Below are 23,247 nucleotides of genomic sequence, written 5' to 3' on the forward strand. Positions count from 1 at the left end.
CCGCTATGGGTGGGTTCGATAAATACTGAGCGCATCAAAAAATCCCACCATTCCTATGGAATGATGATAATTCGTTGGTTAAGTTGCGCTAAGTGTGTGTTCATACAATCACCTTTATATAACGACAGTGATTTGTCAATACCATCTGCACAATAAGCGAACGATTTGGAGGGCGGAAGATAAAGCCATCACGATGGATGGCTTTATCTAGGTTGAAAGAGACAGCGATTACTGCTCAACGCTGACTGGCTGTGCTTTAAACTTTTGAATCAGCTTTACGATTAGTGGACTTGCCAATACCAATACAGCTAAAACAGTAAAGGTAAGGGTAATAGGACGCTCCCATAGGAAACTCAGTTCTCCATCTGAAATCATTAATGCGCGGCGTAAGTTCTCTTCCATTAATCCTCCAAGGATGAAGCCCAGCAATAAAGGTGCGAGCGGGAAGTTAGCGAGCCGAAGTGCAATGGCAGCTATAGCCACAATCAGCATCACGAACACATCCATAGTGTTAAAGGAGACCAAATAAACCCCGGTGATTGAGAAGAATAAAATCATCGGTAGAAGCACCGTTCTTGGAACCGCCAAAAGCTTTGAAATATACGGAATCAACGGTAAGTTCAGGATCACAAGTACGATGTTGCCGAAGTACATGGAAATGATCACTGACCAGAACACATCTGGGTGTTCAACAAATAGGCGAGGGCCAGGCTGGATACCATAAGCGATCAGCGCACCGAGCATTATTGCTGTTGTACCAGAACCCGGAATACCAAGCGTTAATAGCGGTACAAATGAACCACTAGATGCTGCATTGTTCGCAGACTCTGGCGCAACCAAGCCACGGATACTGCCTTTACCGAACTCATCCTTTTTCTCTTTAGGTGCGAGGTTGCGCTCCATACCATAGCTTAAAAAAGCAGCAATAGTTGCCCCTGCGCCAGGAAGAACGCCAGTGAAGAAACCTAATATTGAAGAGCGAATTGAAACAGGCGCAACATCTTTGATTTCTTCCTTGGTCACTTTCATTGAGCCAATGTTGCTCAGCTTTTCTTGTTCTTCATCGCTGGTGTCTTTTGATGGTTTAAGAATGCCCATCAGTGTCTCACCCAGTGCGAATGTCGCCATTGCAAGCAACAAGAAGCTAAAGCCATCCATTAAATCCGTTAAACCGAAGGTAAAGCGTTCAACGCCTACGCCTTTATCGATTCCAACTGTAGATAGCATCAAACCAAGAATGGTCATCATCCACGCTTTGATTACCTGACCTTTCCCCGCAAAAGCCGCGACTGCTGATAACCCAAGTAGCATCAACGCAAAATAGTCCGACGATTGGAAGCTAAGGGAGACGCTAGCCAATGCTGGTGCGGCAACAAGCAACATAATGGCAGATAGCGTACCGCCAGTGAAAGACGAATAAGCTGCCAAAGCTAATGCTTTACCTGCCTGGCCTTTTTGAGCCATTGGGTAGCCGTCGAATGCTGTGACCACGGTTGAAGAACAACCCGGCGCGTTAATTAAAATCGACGATGTAGAACCACCAAATACCGCACCGTAATAAACACCCGCCATTAAAATAAGGCCAGAGGAGGGCTCTAGGCCATAAGTAATTGGGATCATCAAAGCAATGGCTGAGATCGGCCCAAGTCCAGGTAACATGCCGATAAATGTACCGACGAAGCAACCAACGATCACCATCATAATGTTCATTGGCATTACTGCGGTGGATAAACCTTGTAGAATTCCATCTAACATAATTCAGTCCTTTCTTTGACTACCAGATGGTGAAAATCAAACCCGGTTCGAGATAGATGTCCAAACCTTGAGTGAGTAATAAGTAGAACGCGATCACGAATGGAAACGACGCGCCAAACAGAACGGGTTTACGTCTTTCCCCGAGCAGATAAAAGCCAGCCAATAAAAAGAAACCAGTAGCTATCACAAAACCTAGATAAGTCAGGCCCACTCCGTAGAGCGCCATTAAAATTAAAAAGGCAATCAGTAACTTCCAATTGAAGGTCAGCACTGCGCCACTTTGTTTGTCTGGTTGTCCTGTCACCAGCAATAGCAAAGAAAGGCCGACACCAACGTAAGTCAGGATGGTTGGCAGAGTACGTGCGGTGAATGGTTCATACTCATCACCTGGAAACAATGGAATTTGCGAGGTTTGATAACCGTAGCAAAGACAGAAGAGTAGAAAGATCATTGCGCCGACGCGGTCACGACAGAGCAAATACTCTTTGGTGAAAAAGTTGGTTGAACGAGGCATATTCAACTCCTAACAAAAGTAAAAAAGACCGCATATGGACGTCAATGAATAAACTAAACCATTAACAATTAAGCATTTCGCTGCTAGTCGATCCGCTTTGGGTATATAAACAAAGGAGTGTGCATGCCGATTGTCGACAATGTCCATATGCGGTGAAACTTAGAGTGCAAATACAATGGGGAAATACCAACCTACGTTATTCATTGAGGTTGGTATCTGAGGGACCCCAATTCGACTGTTACTTCAGGAAGCCTAACTCGCGCATTAAGTCACCCATCTGTTGCTCTTGATCTTCAAGAAACGCGAAGAATGCTTTATCCGCTTTATAGTTGTCGATCCAACCATTGCGGTCTCGAACGACTTGCCATTCGTCGGTGTTATACATTTTAGTAAATGCGGCATTCCATTCATCTAGCTTTTCTTGGCTTGTGCCTGGTGCTGCAAAGAATCCACGCCAGTTAGCAAAGACAGTTTCATTACCATATTCGGTGAGAGTTGGAATGTTAGGCGCAGCTTCTAAACGTTTTGGCGCTGTAATCGCTAACACTTTCACTTGCCCAGACTTAGACATTTCGAGTACTTCACCTAGCCCTGTAGAGAGCAGTTGTGTTTCGCCTGAAAGTAGGGCAGCCATGGCTTTTCCACCTGCATCATAGGCAATGTAACGAACTTTGCGCGCATCAAAACCTTCACCTTTGAAAGCTGCTGCTATAACCAAATGATCCATAGAACCACGAGCAGAGCCACCAGCAACCTTCACCTTACGTGGGTTTTCTTTAAAAGCTTTAACGACATCTTCCCAAGAGCTGTAAGGAGAATCGGCTGATGTAACAATGGCGCCATAATCGGCAACCGTTGCGGCAACAGGAGTCAAGTCGCGGAAAGATTGTGGGAAGATCCCACTGAGCGAGCGAACGACGATCGGTGTTGAGTTCACCATGAGTGTATCTTCTTGACGATCAGTCGTTTCAATCAAATGTGCGATTGCTTTGCCACCGCCGCCACCAGATAGGTTTTGAAATGATACGGTTTCGACGATGTCTGACTTTATTAATACATCACCAGTACCTCGGGCGGTCATGTCCCAACCGCCACCGGCACCTCCAGGGATAAGAAAGTGCATTTTTTCAATATCTGCAGCAAGAGCGTTGAATGAAAATGAAGCTGCGATGATTGAAGCGGCGAGCGTTGGTTTGAGTACCTTTAACATGTTCACGTTCCTTATGTTAGCGACTCTATTTAGTTGAGCCTTATTGTTTTTGCTCAGTTGTAATGCCTTGTAAGCGTTAAAGCTGAACTTGGTGTAAAGGTTAATTAAGTGTTAAATATCTGTCTGTAAAAGAGATATAAAGAGAATATTGAGCATTTCGGTTATTTTGTTCATAAAGTTCACGGCGAGAAGTTGGTGTTAGGTCACGCGGCTTTACGCTTTGGTAGGCCATAATAAAATGACGGAAAATGAACGAGGAAAAGAGAATGAAAGGGACGTGTTTGTGCGGCGCAATTGAAGTCATCGCTGAGGTTAAAAATGAGGTTAGCCTGTGCCATTGCTCTATGTGTCGAAAATGGTCGAGTGGCGCACTTCATGCGGTGCATTGTGGGCCTAACGTGACGTTTAAAGGTGGCGAACCTAAACGTTATCAGTCGTCAGACTGGGGAGTGAGGGGGTTTTGCGGTGAGTGTGGCACAAACCTTTTCTACCATTTGTTGCCGACAGGTGAGTACATTCTTTCCGCTGGTTTGTTCGATAACCCAGATTTCAAACTCACTTTAGAGATTTTTACCGATGAAAAGCCAGCTTATTATGACCTCAATTCCGCTTCACAAAAGATGACTTCGCAACAAGTCTTTGATCAATTTGTACCTAAAGAATAGTTTTTTATCCGATTATTGTTCGACAGCTGAGCTTTTAGTTTTTAGATCATAAGCTTAAAGGTTTATAAGTTGTCGACAATATGAACTCACCATTCTTTATTTCTGCTAAAAAAGGCACTTAATGGGCATTTTAGGCCCATTTAAATTACGACCTTAGTCTAAATTGTCGACAATTTACTTGATTGTCGACACTTTGATCGACTACTTTATATTCAGGTTAAGAAATTGTAGACATTTCGATGTCGGTAACAAGAGTATCTGAATATGAACTCTGAGTTGAAAGCTCGTTGTAAAGTGCTGGGTTCTGAGAAAGAACACACCAAATCCGAAACGCTGACCGAAACACTGATTGAAGTCATTGTTAATGGCGATGTGAAGCCTGGCCATAAGATATCAGAGCCTGAGCTAGCAAAGAAATATCAAGTCAGTCGTGGGCCTTTGCGTGAAGCATTGATGCGCTTAGAGGGGCTAGGGCTCATCGAGCGAATTCCTCATGTTGGGGCCAGAGTGACCACTTTTTCTCCGGAAAAGCTGATAGAACTTTATGCCGTTCGAGAAGCATTGGAAGGCATGGCAGCAAGGTTAGCTGCGCGACACATTACGCAAGAAGAGCTCTTAAGCTTGGAAATGCTATTGTCGACACATTCCAAGCATATAGACCAAATGGAAGGCGCGTCTTACTTCCATCAACATGGTGACTTTGATTTTCACTATCGCATCATCCAAGCGAGCAGAAACAGTAAGTTAATATCTCTGCTGTGTGATGAACTCTATCACTTATTGCGGATGTATCGTTACCAGTCGCCACGTGCGCAATCTCGCCCGAATGAGGCGCTCACCGAACACAAATTCATTTTGGAAGCCATTCGCAATCGCGATGAAGAGCTTGCAGAAATGTTGATGAGAAGACACATATCAGGAAGTCGAAAGCTCATCCAATCTCAAATTATACATACAGAAAGTTTAGACAAAGACTAGAAGGAATTCGTCATGAGCTTAACACCGGGAGCGAAATTCAGACTCGCCATTGAACAAAATAATCCACTACAAATTGTCGGCACTATAAACCCGTATTGCGCCATGATGGCAAAAAACTTGGGTCACCAAGCGATTTACTTGTCTGGTGGCGGTATCGCAAATGCGTCATACGGATTGCCGGATCTCGGTATCACAACATTAAACGACGTTTTGGTTGATGTTGACCGCATCACTAACGCATGTGATTTGCCTCTTTTGGTTGATATCGACACGGGTTTTGGCGGTGCATTTAACATTGCTCGCACGATCAAAGCGATGGAAAAAGCGGGCGCGGCAGCGGTGCACATGGAAGACCAAGTCGCACAGAAACGTTGTGGTCATCGTCCGAACAAAGCAATAGTCAGCCAGCAAGAGATGGTTGATCGTGTAAAAGCCGCGGTTGATGCACGCAATGATGAAAGTTTCGTGATTATGGCTCGTACTGACGCGTTAGCTGTTGAAGGCATGGACAGCGCAATCGAGCGTGCGATTGCGTGTGTGGAAGCTGGCGCAGACATGATCTTCCCCGAAGCGATGAACAAGCTGGACCAGTACCTTCAGTTTTCAAATGCGCTTGAGCAAGCGACCGGAAAGCACGTTCCTATTCTGGCGAATATTACAGAATTTGGCGCGACACCGCTGTATGGCTGTGATGAGCTAGCGAAAGCAAAAGTGGACATGGTGCTTTATCCATTAAGTGCGTTCCGTGCCATGAACAAAGCTGCTGAAACGGTCTACAAACATTTGCTAGAAGTGGGTAATCAGGAAGCACTGGTTGATTCGATGCAAACACGTAAAGAGTTGTATCAGCACCTGAATTACCACGACTACGAAGACAAACTTGACCAGTTATTCTCTGAAGGGAAATAGCGGGGGAAAAGCAAAAATAAACGGAAGCCCAAGAAAAAGATAATCGGAATTTATCTCATCTAATAACGTGAAATTCGTTTGGCTAAAAACACCCCAGAGAGGGAAAAGTCAGACAGAAAAGGAGTTCAAACAATGTCTCAAACTGCAGAAAAGAAAGCAGAATTAGGTGGCGCAGGCCTTCGTGGTCAAAGCGCAGGAAGCACAGCTTTATGTACTGTCGGAAAAACGGGAACTGGTTTAACTTATCGTGGATACGATATTACTGATCTTGCGAACAACGCACAGTTTGAAGAAGTGGCTCACCTTCTGTTACGCGGTCACTTGCCGAATCAACAAGAACTTGATGCGTACAAGACACACCTACTCAGCTTTAGAGGTTTGCCAGCCGAGCTAAAACAAGCTTTAGAGTTGATTCCTGCAAGCGCACACCCAATGGACGTAATGCGCACGGGTTGTTCTGTATTGGGTAACCTAGAGCAGGAAATGAGCTTCGAGGAGCAACTGAAAGCAACCGAACGTATGCTAGCCTTGTTCCCTGCCATCATCTGTTACTGGTACCGCTTTAGTCATGATGGCGTGCGTATCAACACCGAGGATCAGACTGAAGATTGCATCGGTGGTTACTTTTTGCGATTACTTACAGACAAAGCGCCATCTGCGCTGCACAAACAAGTGATGCATTGCTCGCTTATTCTTTATGCTGAACATGAGTTTAATGCTTCTACATTCGCAGCACGCGTTTGTGCATCAACGTTGTCAGACATCCATTCTTGTATCACGGCAGCAATCGGTACGCTTCGTGGACCACTTCACGGAGGTGCGAACGAAGCGGCGATGGAAATGATTGAAGATTGGCAAACGCCCGACGAGGCGGAAGCGAACATCATGAAAATGCTAGCCAATAAAGACAAGATCATGGGCTTTGGTCATGCGATTTATCGTGAAAGTGACCCTCGCAACGCCTTAATAAAACGCTGGTCCAAAGAGTTATCGAAGCAAGTTGGTGATACACATCTATATGCGGTTTCTGAGCGTGTTGAATCAGTGATGAAGCGAGAGAAAGGTCTGTTCTGTAATGCGGACTTCTTCCATGCATCGGCTTACCACTTCATGGACATTCCAACCAAACTATTTACCCCAATCTTTGTGATGAGTCGTTTAACGGGCTGGGCTGCACACGTTTATGAACAGCGTGCCAATAACCGTATTATTCGCCCAAGTGCTGATTACACGGGCCCAGATCATCAAGAATGGGTGCCTATCGAGAATCGCTAGCGCGAAGGTCAACGAGGGCATTATATGCTTTGGTTGACCACCTCCTTCCTTTGTCATTCTCTCTAACAGAGGAAGGAGATCCTCTCATCACTGTGTTTCTGGAGCAATGGAAAACCTTGATGAAGGCAAGATGTAAAGACTGAATGGAAGCAAACCATGAACACAAATATTAATACTCAATATCGTAAGCCGCTTCCGGGAACTCAACTGGATTATTTTGATGCACGCGAAGCCGTCAATGCCATTTCTCCTGGAGCCTATGAAACACTCCCTTATACCTCTCGCGTGCTAGCTGAGCAACTGGTCCGTCGCTGTGACCCGAACACATTGACAGATAGCCTGAAACAGTTAATTGAACGCAAACGCGATCTTGATTTTCCTTGGTATCCAGCACGCGTTGTTTGTCATGACATTCTTGGTCAGACCGCTCTAGTCGATTTAGCGGGTCTACGCGATGCCATTTCAGATCAGGGCGGCGATCCTGCAAAAGTGAACCCAGTGGTTGAGACACAATTGATCGTTGACCACTCTTTAGCGGTTGAACATGCGGGCTTTGACCCTGATGCCTTCGACAAAAACCGCGCGATTGAAGAGCGCCGTAATGAAGACCGATTTCACTTTATCGAGTGGTGTAAAACAGCGTTTGAAAACGTCAGCGTGATTCCAGCTGGGAATGGCATCATGCACCAAATCAACTTGGAAAAAATGTCTCCTGTGGTACAAGCAAAGCAGGGCATTGCCTACCCTGACACCTGTGTGGGTACGGACAGTCACACGCCTCACGTAGACGCTCTTGGTGTTATTGCGATAGGTGTCGGTGGTCTGGAAGCAGAAACCGTCATGCTTGGCCGACCATCAATGATGCGTCTACCAGATATTGTCGGTGTCAAACTGACGGGTAAACGTCAACCGGGCATTACCGCAACGGATATTGTCCTCGCGATTACTGAGTTTCTTCGTAATGAGCGTGTGGTATCTTCATATCTTGAATTCTTCGGAGAAGGCGCACGTGATCTAACGATCGGAGACCGCGCAACGATTTCAAACATGACACCAGAATACGGCGCAACAGCTGGCATGTTTTATATTGATGAGCAGACCATCAATTACTTGAAACTAACTGGTCGAGATGAAGAACAAGTTGCTTTAGTAGAAAATTACGCAAAACAAACCGGTCTTTGGGCAGACGATCTTGATAGCGCCGTTTACGAGCGTGTACTTGAGTTCGATTTATCATCAGTTAGCCGTAACTTGGCTGGTCCGTCAAACCCTCATCGTCGTTTACCAACTTCTGAGTTGGCACAGCGCGGTATTTCTGGAGCGTGGGAAGAGAAAGAAGGCGAGTTGCCAGATGGTGCAGTGATCATCGCTGCTATTACCTCATGTACGAATACTAGTAACCCAAGAAATGTGGTTGCTGCTGGCCTTGTGGCGAAGAAAGCCAACGAACTTGGTCTTGTACGTAAACCTTGGGTGAAATCGTCTTTTGCTCCGGGTTCTAAAGTTGCACGCTTGTATCTGGAAGAAGCGGGCTTATTACCAGAGCTAGAGAAGCTTGGCTTTGGCATTGTTGGTTACGCATGTACAACTTGTAACGGTATGAGTGGTGCGCTGGATCCAAAAATCCAACAAGAGATCATCGACCGTGATTTATATGCAACAGCGGTGCTTTCTGGTAACCGTAACTTTGATGGTCGAATCCATCCGTACGCCAAACAAGCTTTCTTGGCTTCACCACCATTGGTTGTCGCTTATGCGCTAGCGGGTACCATTCGTTTTGATATCGAGCGCGATGCATTGGGCTCGGACCAACACGGCAAACCAATTTATCTCAATGATTTGTGGCCAAGCGATGAAGAGATCGATGCAGTTGTCGGTACTCATGTTAAACCTGAGCAGTTTAAGCAAGTTTACATTCAGATGTTTAAGCTGAATGATCAAGAGCAAAATCCCAACCCGCTGTACGACTGGCGTCCGATGAGTACCTATATCCGCCGACCACCGTACTGGGAAGGTGCGCTAGCGGGAGAAAGAACATTGTCTGGTATGCGTCCATTGGCGATTCTGGGCGACAACATCACCACTGATCACTTATCACCATCCAACGCGATTCTCGCAAGCAGCGCTGCAGGTGAATACTTAGCGAAAATGGGTGTGCCAGAAGAAGATTTCAACTCTTACGCGACTCACCGTGGTGACCACTTAACGGCGCAACGCGCGACCTTCGCTAACCCAAAGTTGTTCAATGAAATGGTGAAGGAAAACGGCGAAGTCGTGCAGGGATCTCTGGCGCGTGTAGAGCCAGAAGGGCAGGTGGTTCGTATGTGGGAAGCGATTGAAACCTACATGAATCGTAAACAACCATTGATCGTGGTGGCTGGCGCGGATTACGGTCAGGGGTCATCCCGTGACTGGGCAGCAAAAGGCGTTCGACTGGCGGGCGTAGAAGCCATTGTTGCTGAAGGCTTTGAGCGTATTCACCGTACTAACTTGGTTGGCATGGGCGTACTACCACTGCAATTTAAGTCGGGCGTTAACCGCAATACGCTAGAGCTGGATGGTACGGAACTTTACGACGTGGTTGGAGAAATCAAGCCGGGCGCTGATTTAGCGCTGGTTATCACACGCAGCAACGGCGATAAAGTCGATGTTCCGGTTACTTGTCGCTTAGATACCGCTGACGAAGTTCACGTGTACAACGCGGGCGGTGTTCTGCAGCGTTTCGCGCAAGATTTCTTGGCACAATAAGGAGTGCGTATGGCAAATAATACTCCGAATCAAACAAGCCAAATAAAAGTGCCCGCGACGTACATGCGTGGCGGCACGAGTAAAGGTGTCTTTTTCAACCTAGAGGATTTACCTCAAGAAGCGCAAATGGCTGGAGCCGCGCGTGACAAGCTGTTGTTACGTGTTATCGGCAGCCCGGATCCTTACGCGAAGCAAATCGACGGTATGGGTGGTGCAACCTCCAGCACCAGTAAAACAGTGATTGTTTCGCGCAGTAGCCAAGACGGTCATGACGTTGACTATTTGTTTGGACAAGTGTCGATCGACAAACCATTCGTCGATTGGAGTGGTAACTGCGGCAACTTGTCTGCGGCAGTTGGTCCCTTCGCCATTCATGCTGGGCTGATTCCACAAGACCGCATTCCAGAAAATGGAATTGTGACGGTGCGTGTTTGGCAAGTGAACATAAGCAAAACGATTTTGATTCACGTGCCAATCGTCAATGGTTTCGTCCAAGAAACCGGAGAGTTTGAGCTCGATGGTGTCACGTTTCCAGCGGCAGAAATTCAAGTGGATTTTGTTGATCCTTCCGATGGCGAAGGAAGTATGTTCCCAACGGGTAACTTAGTTGATGATTTGGTGGTGCCGGATGTGGGTACGTTCAACGCGACCTTTATTAACGCGGGCATACCAACCATTTTTATTGATGCTGAATCGATAGGATATCAGGGCACCGAGCTGCAAGACGATATCAACAACGATGACACAGCATTAGCGATGTTCGAATCCATCCGTGCATATGGCGCGTTAAAAATGGGCCTGATTTCTGATTTAGAAGAAGCTCAAACACGCCAACATACGCCGAAAATAGCGTTTGTTTCTAAACCGAAAAGTTACTTGTCTTCAAGTGGTAAAGCCGTTAATGAGTCGGATATTGATGTGCTCGTTCGCGCGCTGTCGATGGGCAAGCTACATCATGCAATGATGGGAACAGCAGCCGTTGCTATTGCTTCTGCTGCGTGTGTGCCCGGAACGTTAGTGAATTTAGCCGCTGGTGGCGGTGAAAAAGAGTCCGTGACTTTTGGTCACCCGTCAGGAACGTTAAAAGTTGGGGCACAAGCGAAGCAAACTGAGCAGGGCTGGGTGGTGCAAAAAGCCATTATGAGCCGAAGTGCGAGAATACTGATGGAGGGATTTGTGCGTGTACCCTTCTATGTCTTCGATTAAAAGAGACGATCTTTGGATTAAAAGAGCGATCTTTGAGTAGAACGAGAGCAATGTCAGGACATACTGGAGGAAGCAATATGTCTTCATACGAAAAAGAATACTTATGGGCGAAGAATGAACCGGAGAGTTTTTGGCGCGCTCAAGCGGAGAATCTCGATTGGTTTGAATCTCCTAAAACTATCTTGAAATCTGATGAAAACGGCATAGAACGTTGGTTTCCAGATGGTGTAATGAATACGTGCTGGTTAGCATTAGATTACCATTGCGAGCAAGGACGCGGTGATAATACTGCACTCATTTATGACTCGCCAGTGACAGGTCGTAAAGCCACGTACACCTATAGCGATCTACGTGACCAAGTAGCAAAAATTGCTGGCATGCTGTCTGCTCAAGGTGTTGAAAAAGGCGACCGAGTCGTTATTTATATGCCGATGATCCCAGAAGCCGCAATGGCGATGCTTGCCTGCGCGCGTTTGGGGGCGATTCATTCCGTAGTATTCGGTGGTTTTGCACCTAATGAGCTTGCTGTACGAATTGAAGATGCAGAGCCGAAAGTGATCATGACGGCGTCGTGCGGGATTGAGATCAACAAAGTCATTCCATACAAACCAATGGTAGACAAAGCCATTATGGACAGCCGTTGGAAGCCTGAGAAAGTGTTTGTTTTCCAACGTCCAGAGTGCGACGCTGAGCTAAACCAAGAAAGAGACTTAGATTGGCAGCGAGAGTACAAACAAGCGCTGCCACATGGTTGTGTTCCGGTGTTAGCAACCGATCCGCTCTACATACTTTATACATCGGGCACGACAGGTAAGCCGAAAGGCGTTGTGCGTGATAACGGTGGCCATGCTGTCGCGATGAAGTACTCCATGAGCGCAATCTATAACATTCCTCAAGATGGCGTCTTTTGGGCGGCATCTGATGTGGGCTGGGTAGTAGGGCACTCTTACATTGTTTACGCTCCACTGATTCACGGTTGCACTACTATCCTATTCGAAGGCAAGCCTGTTCGAACACCGGATCCTGGCGCATTTTGGCGAGTGTGTGATGAATATAAAGTAGATGCGTTGTTCTCTGCACCAACGGCGTTTCGTGCGATTAAGAAAGAAGATCCGGAAGGCGAGCACTTAAAACAGTACGACTTGTCGAATCTGAAAACCATCTTTATGGCGGGAGAACGCCTTGACCCTCCGACACTGGAGTGGGTTCAGAGCAAAGCGGACAAGCCCGTTATTGACCACTGGTGGCAAACCGAGACGGGCTGGGCCATCGCTGGCAACCCGACAGGTGTCGAAATTATGCCAGTTAAAGCTGGTTCTTCGACGAAGCCCATTCCGGGTTATCAGGTCGAAATTCTGAATGAACTTGGAGAGGCTGTCGGGCCTAACCAACAAGGCTTTGTCGCATTAAAACGTCCGCTACCACCAAGTTGTCTGCCAACGGTTTGGCGTAATCATGACCGTTTTGAAACTGGTTATCTTAGCCAGTTCCCAGGCTACTACGTGTCAGGTGATGGTGGCTATCTGGATGAAGACGGTTACCTGTTTATTATGGGACGTATTGATGACGTGATTAATGTCGCGGGACACCGATTGTCGACAGGTGAAATGGAAGAAATAGTAGGAGGCCACCCAGCGATTGCAGAATGTGCGGTGGTTGGTATCCACGATGATCTAAAAGGTCAGCTTCCACTTGGCTTTGTGGTACTAAAAGACGGCGTCAAAGTGGATGAGCTAGACCTTGAAGGTGAGCTTGTTGGCAAAGTGCGTAGTGAGATAGGTGCAGTTGCTTGCTTCAAGCATGCGTTGGTTGTAGACCGTTTACCGAAAACACGTTCAGGTAAAATTTTGCGTCGAACTATACGTCAAATAGCTGATGGTGAAAAATACACCGTTCCGTCAACGATTGATGACCCAAGTAGCTTGAACGAAATTGAGCGAGTGCTACGACGCTGAGAAAAACTCAATTCTAACTAACCCCTGATCCTCGAACTCTGTTGGTTGGTTCTGCCTCTGTACGTTTATTAAGTGCAGGGGCCTTTTTGTTGTTCAAACAGTACAAACGTATCGTGAAAGCATTTGTGACTTGCCAATACGACGTTTTCCTCACAAACTACAGCCATTCCATTTTTAGTGACCCTTTGTATGACCACGTTTGCGATTAAACCTGCGTGTTTTAGCGACCTAGAGTTGCTCAACGATCTTATGTTCGAGCTTCATGATGAGCATCATCTTCAATCTCCTGAGCTTTTCAAAACGGCAGAGGAGATAGAACAAGAAAAAAGCATTGCTCGATATATTGACGACCCTGAGTGCCTTGTTTACGTAGCAAAACAAGGAGATGAAATTATTGGCTTTATCTCTGGTCACTTCTGTGAACTTATTTCTACCGTCAGCCAGCCAGTTATGATGGGAAGTGTGGATGAGCTCTATGTGCTGCCTGAATATCGAAAACAAGGTACGGCGCAGGCATTGATTAATAAAATTGAGTCAACGTTCTCTGATTACGGTGCAAAACAGATGTTTGTTGAAGTATGGCATTTTAACCAGGGCGCAATATCTTTGTATGAAAAACAAGGATTTGCACATCATATCCACTATTTAAGAAAACCGCTGAACGAATAATCGTATTTAACTTTAATATTGTGATTTAGGTTCTATCGAATTGAAATCATTCAGTTCGTCAATAGACTTTTCTCTATAAGTTGCTCGCAATGTTAACAAATTGATATGCACCCACATTGGTATCGGCGTTTTTGTCTGCTTGTTTATTAGTAGCACGAGGATCGTGCTTACAAAAACAAGAGGACAATATTTTGAAACTAACAAAATCGTTACTTGCTTTAGCCGTTTTGCCAATGTTCGCAAGTGCTGATGATTTGTCTCAGACGCAAAATCACACTATCCAACCCCAGATCGTAGGCGGAGTAACTGCCGACCCACGTGACTGGAAATTCTACACCCAAATTGTTAGTCGTTATGGTAACCGATCGTATTGTGGGGCCAGTTATATCGGGAATGGTTACGTCCTGACTGCTGCACATTGTGTTGAGGGTGATTCTCCGAGTCAGATTGCGGTTAAAATCGGTGGCGTTGTTTATAACGGTAGTGATGGTGTTCGTGCAAACGTCAGTGAGATCCATATGCACCCGGCATATCGCCGCGCGACGCTTTCTCATGACCTCGCGGTATTGAAGCTCGACTCTGTGCCTCAAGGTGTTTCTTCAGTTGAGATTGCGAATGGTAGTCTAACGCAATACGCGAGCATCGGAGATTGGCTTAGTGTTGCTGGCTTAGGGCGAACTTCTGAAGGAGGAAGCTCTCCGTCTCGATTGCAGGAGGTTGACGTCCCACTTGTGTCGGATATGACTTGCCGTCAAGCCGGTGGCAACTACACAACGGTTGGAGAAGTGTCATTCTGTGCGGGTATTCCTCAAGGTGGGATAGATTCTTGTCAGGGAGATAGTGGTGGTCCAATCGTTATTAATCGCAGTGGTGTAATTACTCAACTTGGTGTGGTCAGTTGGGGAATAGGTTGTGCTCGTCCTGGTATGTATGGGGTTTATAGCGATATCGCTGCTATGCGCAATTTTGTCGATGGTGTTATCGGAACAGCAACACCACCAAAAGAAAATGTTTCTGTTGGATACACCACCGAACAGACACTGGCATCATTTAATGTTGGGGAGTTACAGCAACATAGCTTTGTTATCCAGAATTCAGGGAACACCACGTTCACTGTGGAAAATGTTCGCGCGTTTGCTTCGGGTGTTACTGATGCAGCTGTTATTGCCAATGATCAGTGCTCTCAGGCGACGTTAGCAATGAATGCAAGTTGTCGTGTTGATGTTGAATTTGGTGCTACTCAGAGCGGAGAAGCAAGAGTGGCTTTGAACTTCAACGTTGATAAGACCAGCACACAATACCAAGCGTTAGTATCCGCTCAAGCGAAAACGGTGACAACGCCTCCCACAGATAGCTGTAAAACTGTATGGCAAGCCAGCTTAGTGTATCTCAAAGGAGATACGGTTACTTGGAATGGTAAAGTTTGGCAAGCGCAGTGGTGGACTCAAGGTGATAATCCAGCAGACTCAGGGCCTTGGGGTGTTTGGCAAAAAGTCGGCGATGCGAATTGCACGTCTAACTAACGATCGGGCCAGTGAATTTGATTCGTTGACCATGAGATAAGATTCATTCTTGGTTTCAACGATCAGTACATAGTTACCATAACTGGGGTTTATTGTTTGCGAATAATAAGCCCTTTTTTATTGTGTCAACTATGAGAACCCACAAAATGTGTATGACTTTGTCCTGACGTTATCTTTATATAACTGGCAGAATTGCGATCAACATTTTATGTTTTGTCTGATTTTTGTCAGGTTTGCATTAAATTATTCTCCAGTGAGCGTTGAGATCAGGTTTTACGCGATCAACTCAGTTTGGCATAACTCGTTACTTAATTTTTGTCGAAAAAGATAAGATTAACTGCCATGATTCATTGGTTATCATTATGTTTATTTAAGGTCATATTTTGTGTTGAGACAGCTGTTATTACTCATCCTTTGTTTTATTTTGTTACCTGTTTCACCGATTTCTACGGCTAAAGCCACTGCGAGCGAAGTTAAAGGAGCGCTCTGTATTGTTCGCGCTGATGACAAGTTAGTGCTAGTTCATGAAGTATTAACGGATAAGATTTCTCTACCTGGCGGAACCATTATTGATGGTGAGTCTCCACAAGTTGCTGCTCAACGAGAAACGTGGGAAGAAACCGGTATAGTGGTTACGGTTGGAGAGGAGCTTGGCAGAACGGACACTGCGGTTTTTTACGACTGTATATCAGACTCTGACATTATCGCTTTTTCTATGAATAATTCTTTAGGTGGAAATGAACTGCCTATTTGGTTTGCCCCTCATTATGGAGTAGAAGTTGCGTCAGCGATGTTGCTTAGCCCATCTGAATTACCATCATCTTTATATCGTTATCCTGAGCAATGGCCACAAGCCACTCAGTTTTTTGATCAAGCTACCAAGCAATCAGTATCTTATGTGACTCAGTTGATCGAATCCGCGCCTTCATTTCGTCAGGTTGAATTGGCGTGGCTGATAGATTTACAGAGTTGGGTAGGGGCGTTGTCAGAAACGAGTTACGAGGTAGCTAGTCAGATCTCGAAACTCGTTATAGATCTGATAGAACCGACGGTACTACTCTTTCTATTTCCTTTTGCCATGATGCGCTTTGGTAGCCGGTTTGTGTACCGACTCTTTTTCGCAATTAGTACAACGTCGCTTATGGTGCTTGTCGCTCAACAAGGCTTTTCGCTACCGCGCCCACATGTCTATATACCAATGATGGAGTTAACGCACAGCTTTGGCTTTAGTTTTCCTAGCTTGCCTATCGCTGTGTGGTTTTGTGTGCTGACGTTCTTGTTTCATAGAACCCAGTATTTTGGTTTGAATGGAACAACGGCAGTCTTCGTGTTCATCACTCTTACTGTGGTGTTAGGTAAGTTTTTCCTCGGCAGTGCCTTTATTTTAGATATGTTATTTGGCGCGCTGTTAGGCAGCTTGGTGGCTTGGCATGTTCTTCGACTGGAAACAAATCAAGATGTGAACGTTGATCAAGTTCTAAGCTCAAAAGGCGTCTGGTTAATTATGACTGCGGCAACAGCGGTCATCTCCGTCATCTGGCCATTACCTGTGTTTGGTCGCTGGCTAGCAATTTTAATCACTGCATCAGCGTTGGTCATGACATTTAAAGAGTCGAAAGCACATTTAGATACTCGGCAGATGATCTTTGTGACGCTGGCATTGTTGCTTGTTGATCAACTCTATTTGTACTCGGCTAATATCGTATCGTTTAGCGGTTTGTGGTCATTAGTCTTGTCGACGTTACATTATCCATTATTAATGTTGTTATTTATGCTGCTTGCAAGGAAGCTGACTTGTGAAAACCAACCGAGCAAAACGTTGCTAGATTGATGGCTGTATTTGTTATCTATTAGTATTTAAGTAAAAACAAAGCCTTGCATTACAGCAAGGCTTTTACACGTTTAGTCCACGAACAACGCCGCTTGCCTATCTTGGACGGCTAGGGATGTTAAACGTAAGAAGCTTAACGCAACAGACATGGCGGAAAGGGCTATGCATTGAGCACGAACTTTTCTATAGCTTTAGCGACACCGTGCTCATCATTACTTGCCGTAATGTAGTCAGCGATTTGCTTGGTTTCTTCCATTGCATTTGCCATCGCGATACCAAGGCCAGCGTATTTCAGCATGTGGTGGTCATTTTCTGCGTCACCCATACAGATAACTTCTTCCGGTTTAATTCCCAGATACTCGGCAATTGCGGCAACACCAATACCTTTGTTGCTCGCAGGGTTAAGAAACTCAAGGAAAAACGGAGCGCTTTGAACAACCGTAAACGCTTCGCGCATTTCAGCTGGCAGTGCTGCTATAACTTCTGTTAGTTTGCTTGGCTCTGCAACCATCATAGCTTTGATGATTGGATGATCGTCTTCTAGTGATTCGAAGTTCATCTCGGTGACATTTAAGCCATTTATCTTTGCTTCAATATCGGTGTAAGGGTTGTGTTCGTTGGTGATTAAACCATGAACTTGACTAAAAGCATGGACGTACGCACCTAGCTCTTCGGCTTTTCGCGCCACCAATTTTGCAGCTTTACCATCTATGATTTGCTGGTGGATGATGTCGTTTGTGCCTACGTTCTTGACCATCGAACCGTTGTAGTAAAGAACAAAATCTCGATCGGAATGGATATTCAGTTCGTCGAGCTTGTCTTGCATTCCTTCTAATGGGCGACCAGAAGCGAGAACGACAGTAACGCCTGCTTCTCGAGCTTTTGCGATCGCTTGTTTGTTTTCTTCAGAAATGGCTTTATCACTATTGAGTAGCGTGCCATCCATATCTAGTGCGATCAGTTTATACATCATTTCTTACCTTAAAGTTTTTTGGGAGCTGTCAGTGAATAAGGCTTGGTTTAACGTTAACCAGAAACCTATATTCATTACGCTATGAAAATACAAAATGGTCTATTTTAACAATTAATTTTTGGTTTAAATTGACCTAGACACGCGTGTCCATTATGGTCTTCGCCTCGAAATGTTATGAGTTGAGTGAGTTCTGCGTTGTATAAGCTAAATGAGATGTTTGAAACCATCCAAGGGGAAGGGGTTTTCACTGGAGTCCCTGCTGTTTTTGTTCGGCTTCAAGAGTGTCCGGTTGGTTGCTCATGGTGCGATACCAAACAAACGTGGTATGCAGATGAGAATGATCAACGTCAAATAGGCGATATTCTGGTGAAAACGGAAGACTCTCCGACGTGGTGTGTTGCATCTGCCGAGAACATCGTAGAGCAATATCAACAGCAAGGCTTTAATGCTAAGCATATCGTGATTACTGGTGGAGAGCCTTGTATTTATGATCTGCGCCCTTTAACAAAGGCGTTTGAAGATATGGGGTGCCAATGCCAAATTGAAACCAGTGGCACATCAGAAGTGATTACTTCAGAAAATACGTGGGTGACAGTGTCACCAAAAGTAGCAATGAAAGGTAAATTACCAGTGCTTAATAGCGCGTTAGAGCGGGCAAATGAGATTAAGCATCCAGTCGGTACCCAGAAAGACATCGACCACCTTGATGATCTTTTAGCAAATGCGAACGTAGCGGCTGAGACTATCATTGCACTACAACCAATTAGCCAGAAGCCTCGTGCTACGCAATTGTGTATTGATACGTGTATTGCCCGCAATTGGCGTTTGTCTGTTCAAACTCATAAATATTTGAGTATTGCTTAGACGAGAGACTCGTCATCATTCGAGGTAGCTTTTCTATCTAATCCCGGTTTCGCGAGTAATGCCGTTGGTAGCTTTGCTATCGAAACATTGTCGATATATCTAAGCAATTTATAGCGTTGTAAAAGCTAAGCAGTGTTGGCTGTTGTGGTGTAGTGCTATCTTTGGTTCGACAATCGTTTCGCATTTAATTGATGCCACCAATCTGGCGGCATCAAAATAAAGCTCTGTTGGCTGGAGTTTCACGCTGAGATAAAACGTTTAGAAGCTAACGCAAAAGGTTTTATCCCAGCGCTATTACCGCTAACAAAGACTATTTGCTCGCTAAGTATTCTTCTAAGCCGCTTTGTCGCAGTAGGCACGCTGGGCATTCACCACAGCCTTTACCAACGATTCCGTTGTAACATGTTAACGTATTGTTTTGGACAAACTCCAACATATTGTGCTTATCAGCTAGAGCCCAGGTCTCTGCTTTAGTAAGCCACATTAAAGGAGCCTTAATATTGAAGGCTTTATCCATACCTAAATTGCAAGAGAGATTTAGAGAGCGAATAAAGTTGTCTCGGCAGTCAGGGTAACCACTAAAGTCTGTTTCGCAAACTCCCGTAATGATGTCTTGAATACCAAGCTGGTAAGCATGGATACATGCGTAAGTAAGAAAGAGGATGTTTCTCCCTGGAACGAATGTATTGGGTACGTTAGCGTCGCTTAAGTCATTAGATACCGGAATGTTGTCTCTTGTCAGCGAGCTTATCGCTAACTCATTAATTGATTTTACATCCAGGACTTTGTGGCTTTTGATGTTAAGTTGCTTACCTAATTCGATAGCGATATCTATTTCATCTGAATGACGCTGGCCATAATCAAACGTTATAGCATGAACCTCATCATATGTATTTAATGCATCGATTAAGCAGGTCGTAGAGTCCTGCCCACCGGAAAAAACCACAAGTGCTTTTGTTGTAGCCATGTTGAACCCTTAGTTATGCTCTTTGATTCTTTGGTATTGATACGTATTCTTAGGCGTTTAATCCCAATTACGTACTCGACTTGTTCGTAGCGATTGCGTCCGCAATCAACTGGGCTGTGCTCTCAAGCACTCTTTGCTTGTCATCATTTGACAGCTTGTGGAGATTCACAGCAAGTTCAGCGGTGATTTCATCTTCACAAAAAAAATAGTTTAGAGGTACGTTTAGCTCATCTGCGATAAGTTTGAGCGTTTTTACGTCGGGAGTATGGCGCTCCCTTTCGTATTGGTTCATCCTTGCACTTGCAGAACTATCATCCATGCCGATACGGATGCCCAGTGCTTTTTGGGACAGATTCGCTTGTTTACGCGCATGCTTAAGGCGGGCTGGGAGTGGGTTATTAAACAACACTTAAAGTTCATACGAAGGACTTGGATGACTAAGATTATCTTAGTTTTTCTGATTTGTGTATACTAAGTAATGCTTAGTTATTGCCGAGGTCGCCAAGGCCGTGTATGTATAGCTAAACAAGATTTCGTATCTTTAGGTTGATTAAGTGACGTTGAATCTACTTCTTCAAAAACTGCCGTATGGAGGCGCGGGAGGAGCGAGTAAGGGCACGAGAAACCGCAGCGATTTGTAGAGCAGAATTTGCTCTTCACATAAACGTAGTCGTCTAAGTTGAAGAGCAATATTGTTCTTGATGATCAACTATATACTTAAGTAAATAACTGTGTCGCACAATAGATCAGAGCTGCTGCTAAGCTCATATTGATGACTTTACCATATCTCTGGAATTGCGATTGAAGTAGCTTTCCTGCAACGGCCCAAACTACGTTGCTAAGAAGTGCGATCAAAGCAAGAATGAGGCTAGTCGCTAAGATCCAGTAGATATTCTGAGTGTGGGGCAGTACGAACGTAGAAATAGAGGTAATTCCATAAAGAATGATTTTCACATTAACGAACTGCAAACCGAAACCTGTTAAGAAACTGATACCTTTAGAATTATCCGATGAAGTTTTGATCTCACTCGTAGCAAGCCCCCAAGCCAACCAAACAATATAAGCTGCTCCAATCCATGTTAGCCAAGGTGTAATCACGGGCAAGAGGCTGATCATGTTATACGTGAAAGCGCCACAAAGTAGCATCAAAACAACATAGCCACAAAACATCCCCGAAATCATTTTTGTTGAGCGTTTTAGTCCATATTGCGTCGCGATGCTGAGCGATAAAATGTTGTTTGGCCCTGGTGTAATTGAAGTAATGATTACGTAAGTAAAAAATGCGGTGTAGATGGCTGTCATCTCTATCTCTCCTGTTTTTACTGCACTATACTTCGCTACAATTGATTAAAAAATTGAATAAATTAAAACTTAGACTTTTAATTTATTGAACTGTTGGTTGTGGAGTCTAGTCATGAATCTAAAACGCTTTCTTACTTTTAAAGCTATTGTTGAAGAAGGATCGTTTCTAAAAGCGTCACAGAAGCTTTATTGCACGCAATCAACCGTCACCTTTCAAATCAAGCAGTTGGAACAAGATCTGTCTTTGCAGCTGTTCGAAAAAATAGGGCGTAAGATGGTTTTGACTCAAGCAGGAGAAAAGATACTGCCTTACGTCTATGAACTGGCGCGAGTGATGGAAAATATTGAGGGAACAGCACAGCAAGAAAACTCGGAGCCGACCGGTGAATTGAAAGTGCTGGTTGCTGAGACTCAACTTGCTTATAAGATGGCTAATGTTTTAAAAGAGTTCAGGATCAGAGCGCCCGATGTCAGACTCTCTCTGCAATCACAAAATTGCTATCAGATTCGAGATGAGTTGATAGCGGATAAAGCTGATTTAGGTGTGTTTTATCGAGTAGGTAATGACGATACGCTCAAGGTCCACGAGTTTGAGCAGGAGCCACTGGTATTGGTTGCTTCACCGCTTTTAAAAGGGCTAGATTTAAAGAAGAGAGAGCAACATATTGATTTAGGGTTTATAAGCAATGGCCCTAAGTGCCTTTTTCGACAGATGTTTGAGAGCATTATTCAGGAGCGTGATATTAGCATCGACAACATGATCGAACTTAGCAGTATTAATACGATCAAAAACTGCGTTGAGAGTAATATTGGTATCTCTTATTTACCTCGTTTTACGGTTGAAAAAGAGTTGCAAGAGGGCAGTTTACAAGAGCTTGAGTTCACCGAATTTTCACAGATGATCAAGCCACTTTGTGCTTATCATGCTGGGAAGTGTGTGACGCCGGCGATGGAAGTCTTTATTGATTGTATGCGTAACGAGTATGAACGGTTTTCTACTCAGAGCCGGTGATCTTTAATATGTTCTATCTGACATAGTTTCGTTTTTACTCCTTTTTACTTTTTAAGTGGCTACTTCTAATTTATTGATTTTTATTGCTTTGTTGTGAATCCGACTGTTGTGGGATGATAAATGGGATCTGATGTGAAGAGCTATTTATTGACGGAAAGAGATAAGATATAAAAACGACGGCGTGTGATAACTAGATTAGATAAGGTTACATAATTAACAGTGTAATAAATGCCATTCTTTATGGATTATTTTCAACGAGACTTAATTGTTACGGTTCGTTGTTATTAACTCGTTAACGCATCCATTGCTAGGAAGTTAACTTACGCATATTGTTTTTTTCATCATTTGCAGCAAATATAATTTGCTGCTTTTTTTTAGCCAAAAAAGTTCAAAGCTTGAACTACAAGCTCTGAACTCTTATTTATACTTAGTGATTTTCTACTTTAATAAGTAAAACACCGTTTAAAAGTATCGCGTAACCTAGTAACTCTAAGCTTTCTTCAACCAAGTTTTTCACGTCTCTATTGTATGAGTTCCCCATGAACTCGACCCAAAAATCACCATACCCTGCAAATCGTGAGAATAAGAAAACAATAAAAAATCCAATCGTTAATGTCGTGAAGCTAGAATGAGAAATGAAAAGTTTTACCTCATTTTTTATGTTAACTATATTATTAAAACAAAAATAACAGACCGAGACTATTATAATCCAAGCAGGATACTTCCATGAACCGTGAGGGAAATACTGCTCTATGTGGTAGTCCATTTCTCTAACGAATATAACCATAAAAAATGAAGACATTATTACTAATATGTGTTTGAGTTCAAGATATTCCTTAGATTTATACAAACACATTAACGATGAAAAAAGCACAAATGCTATTTGAGTCA

19 protein-coding genes are annotated in these 23,247 nt (G+C 44.4%); 12 read left to right on the top strand and 7 right to left on the bottom strand.

Features of this window, described 5'->3' with window-relative positions:
• Positions 1-228 precede the first annotated feature (228 nt).
• The 3 genes from R7P35_RS15485 to R7P35_RS15495 all read right to left on the bottom strand — a co-directional run bounded on the left by R7P35_RS15485 (position 229) and on the right by R7P35_RS15495 (position 3,479).
• On the bottom strand, positions 229-1,755 hold the full coding sequence (locus tag R7P35_RS15485) for a tripartite tricarboxylate transporter permease (RefSeq protein ID WP_042523757.1): 1,527 nt from the start codon (positions 1,753-1,755) through the stop codon (positions 229-231).
• A 19-nt stretch (positions 1,756-1,774) separates the two neighbouring features.
• Positions 1,775-2,269, bottom strand: coding sequence for a tripartite tricarboxylate transporter TctB family protein (locus R7P35_RS15490; protein WP_005388179.1), 495 nt, complete (start codon positions 2,267-2,269; stop codon positions 1,775-1,777).
• A gap of 238 nt (positions 2,270-2,507) precedes the next feature.
• Positions 2,508-3,479 (bottom strand): tripartite tricarboxylate transporter substrate binding protein, encoded by a 972-nt coding sequence (locus tag R7P35_RS15495; protein WP_213904983.1) that lies wholly within the window; start codon positions 3,477-3,479, stop codon positions 2,508-2,510.
• 266 nt (positions 3,480-3,745) lie between these two features.
• Between R7P35_RS15495 and R7P35_RS15500 the strand changes: the two genes are divergently transcribed.
• The 10 genes from R7P35_RS15500 to R7P35_RS15545 all read left to right on the top strand — a co-directional run bounded on the left by R7P35_RS15500 (position 3,746) and on the right by R7P35_RS15545 (position 17,238).
• Entirely contained in the window at positions 3,746-4,144 is a 399-nt protein-coding gene (locus R7P35_RS15500) for a GFA family protein (RefSeq protein WP_017633774.1), read from the top strand.
• Positions 4,145-4,408: 264 nt separating this feature from the next.
• Positions 4,409-5,122 carry a GntR family transcriptional regulator gene (locus tag R7P35_RS15505; protein WP_042523755.1) on the top strand — a complete coding sequence of 238 codons (714 nt, stop codon included), beginning with the start codon at positions 4,409-4,411 and terminating at the stop codon, positions 5,120-5,122.
• 12 nt (positions 5,123-5,134) lie between these two features.
• Positions 5,135-6,031 carry a methylisocitrate lyase gene (gene prpB / locus R7P35_RS15510; RefSeq protein WP_005388185.1) on the top strand — a complete coding sequence of 299 codons (897 nt, stop codon included), beginning with the start codon at positions 5,135-5,137 and terminating at the stop codon, positions 6,029-6,031.
• Between the two features lie 132 nt (positions 6,032-6,163).
• The gene (prpC, locus tag R7P35_RS15515; protein WP_033906152.1) at positions 6,164-7,306 is read left to right on the top strand and encodes a 2-methylcitrate synthase; all 1,143 of its coding nucleotides are present in this window, start codon (positions 6,164-6,166) and stop codon (positions 7,304-7,306) included.
• A gap of 156 nt (positions 7,307-7,462) precedes the next feature.
• Positions 7,463-10,054 carry a Fe/S-dependent 2-methylisocitrate dehydratase AcnD gene (gene acnD, locus R7P35_RS15520; protein ID WP_169629147.1) on the top strand — a complete coding sequence of 864 codons (2,592 nt, stop codon included), beginning with the start codon at positions 7,463-7,465 and terminating at the stop codon, positions 10,052-10,054.
• A 9-nt stretch (positions 10,055-10,063) separates the two neighbouring features.
• Positions 10,064-11,260, top strand: a complete 1,197-nt coding sequence (gene prpF / locus R7P35_RS15525) for a 2-methylaconitate cis-trans isomerase PrpF (RefSeq protein WP_158159669.1) — start codon at positions 10,064-10,066, stop codon at positions 11,258-11,260.
• Between the two features lie 77 nt (positions 11,261-11,337).
• Positions 11,338-13,215, top strand: a complete 1,878-nt coding sequence (locus tag R7P35_RS15530; protein ID WP_213904985.1) for a propionyl-CoA synthetase — start codon at positions 11,338-11,340, stop codon at positions 13,213-13,215.
• Positions 13,216-13,404: 189 nt separating this feature from the next.
• A complete protein-coding gene (locus R7P35_RS15535; RefSeq protein WP_005377290.1) occupies positions 13,405-13,884 on the top strand; it encodes a GNAT family N-acetyltransferase in 480 nt (159 codons plus the stop codon).
• 191 nt (positions 13,885-14,075) lie between these two features.
• A complete protein-coding gene (locus R7P35_RS15540) occupies positions 14,076-15,407 on the top strand; it encodes a trypsin-like serine protease (protein WP_042523747.1) in 1,332 nt (443 codons plus the stop codon).
• Between the two features lie 385 nt (positions 15,408-15,792).
• A complete protein-coding gene (locus R7P35_RS15545; protein WP_042523745.1) occupies positions 15,793-17,238 on the top strand; it encodes a bifunctional NUDIX hydrolase/phosphatase PAP2 family protein in 1,446 nt (481 codons plus the stop codon).
• A 160-nt stretch (positions 17,239-17,398) separates the two neighbouring features.
• Here R7P35_RS15545 and R7P35_RS15550 read toward each other — a convergent pair whose 3' ends face one another.
• On the bottom strand, positions 17,399-18,208 hold the full coding sequence (locus R7P35_RS15550) for a Cof-type HAD-IIB family hydrolase (RefSeq protein WP_017821691.1): 810 nt from the start codon (positions 18,206-18,208) through the stop codon (positions 17,399-17,401).
• Between the two features lie 216 nt (positions 18,209-18,424).
• Between R7P35_RS15550 and queE the strand changes: the two genes are divergently transcribed.
• On the top strand, positions 18,425-19,075 hold the full coding sequence (queE, locus tag R7P35_RS15555) for a 7-carboxy-7-deazaguanine synthase QueE (RefSeq protein ID WP_005377296.1): 651 nt from the start codon (positions 18,425-18,427) through the stop codon (positions 19,073-19,075).
• 310 nt (positions 19,076-19,385) lie between these two features.
• On the opposite strand, the gene queC is transcribed toward queE, so the two are convergent.
• From queC to eamB, 3 genes are all read right to left on the bottom strand, one after another.
• Positions 19,386-20,042: a 7-cyano-7-deazaguanine synthase QueC gene (queC, locus tag R7P35_RS15560; RefSeq protein WP_042523743.1), complete on the bottom strand. Its 657-nt coding sequence runs from the start codon at positions 20,040-20,042 to the stop codon at positions 19,386-19,388.
• A gap of 67 nt (positions 20,043-20,109) precedes the next feature.
• Complete coding sequence (locus R7P35_RS15565) at positions 20,110-20,451, bottom strand: helix-turn-helix domain-containing protein (RefSeq protein ID WP_025768136.1); 342 nt, start codon at positions 20,449-20,451, stop codon at positions 20,110-20,112.
• 308 nt (positions 20,452-20,759) lie between these two features.
• A complete protein-coding gene (eamB, locus tag R7P35_RS15570; protein ID WP_318092313.1) occupies positions 20,760-21,344 on the bottom strand; it encodes a cysteine/O-acetylserine transporter in 585 nt (194 codons plus the stop codon).
• A gap of 112 nt (positions 21,345-21,456) precedes the next feature.
• Between eamB and R7P35_RS15575 the strand changes: the two genes are divergently transcribed.
• Positions 21,457-22,356, top strand: a complete 900-nt coding sequence (locus R7P35_RS15575; RefSeq protein ID WP_318092315.1) for a LysR family transcriptional regulator — start codon at positions 21,457-21,459, stop codon at positions 22,354-22,356.
• Positions 22,357-23,247: the final 891 nt, after the last annotated feature.

It is taken from the genome of Vibrio sp. Vb0304, assembly GCF_033338995.1.
Classification (GTDB): domain Bacteria; phylum Pseudomonadota; class Gammaproteobacteria; order Enterobacterales; family Vibrionaceae; genus Vibrio; species Vibrio alginolyticus.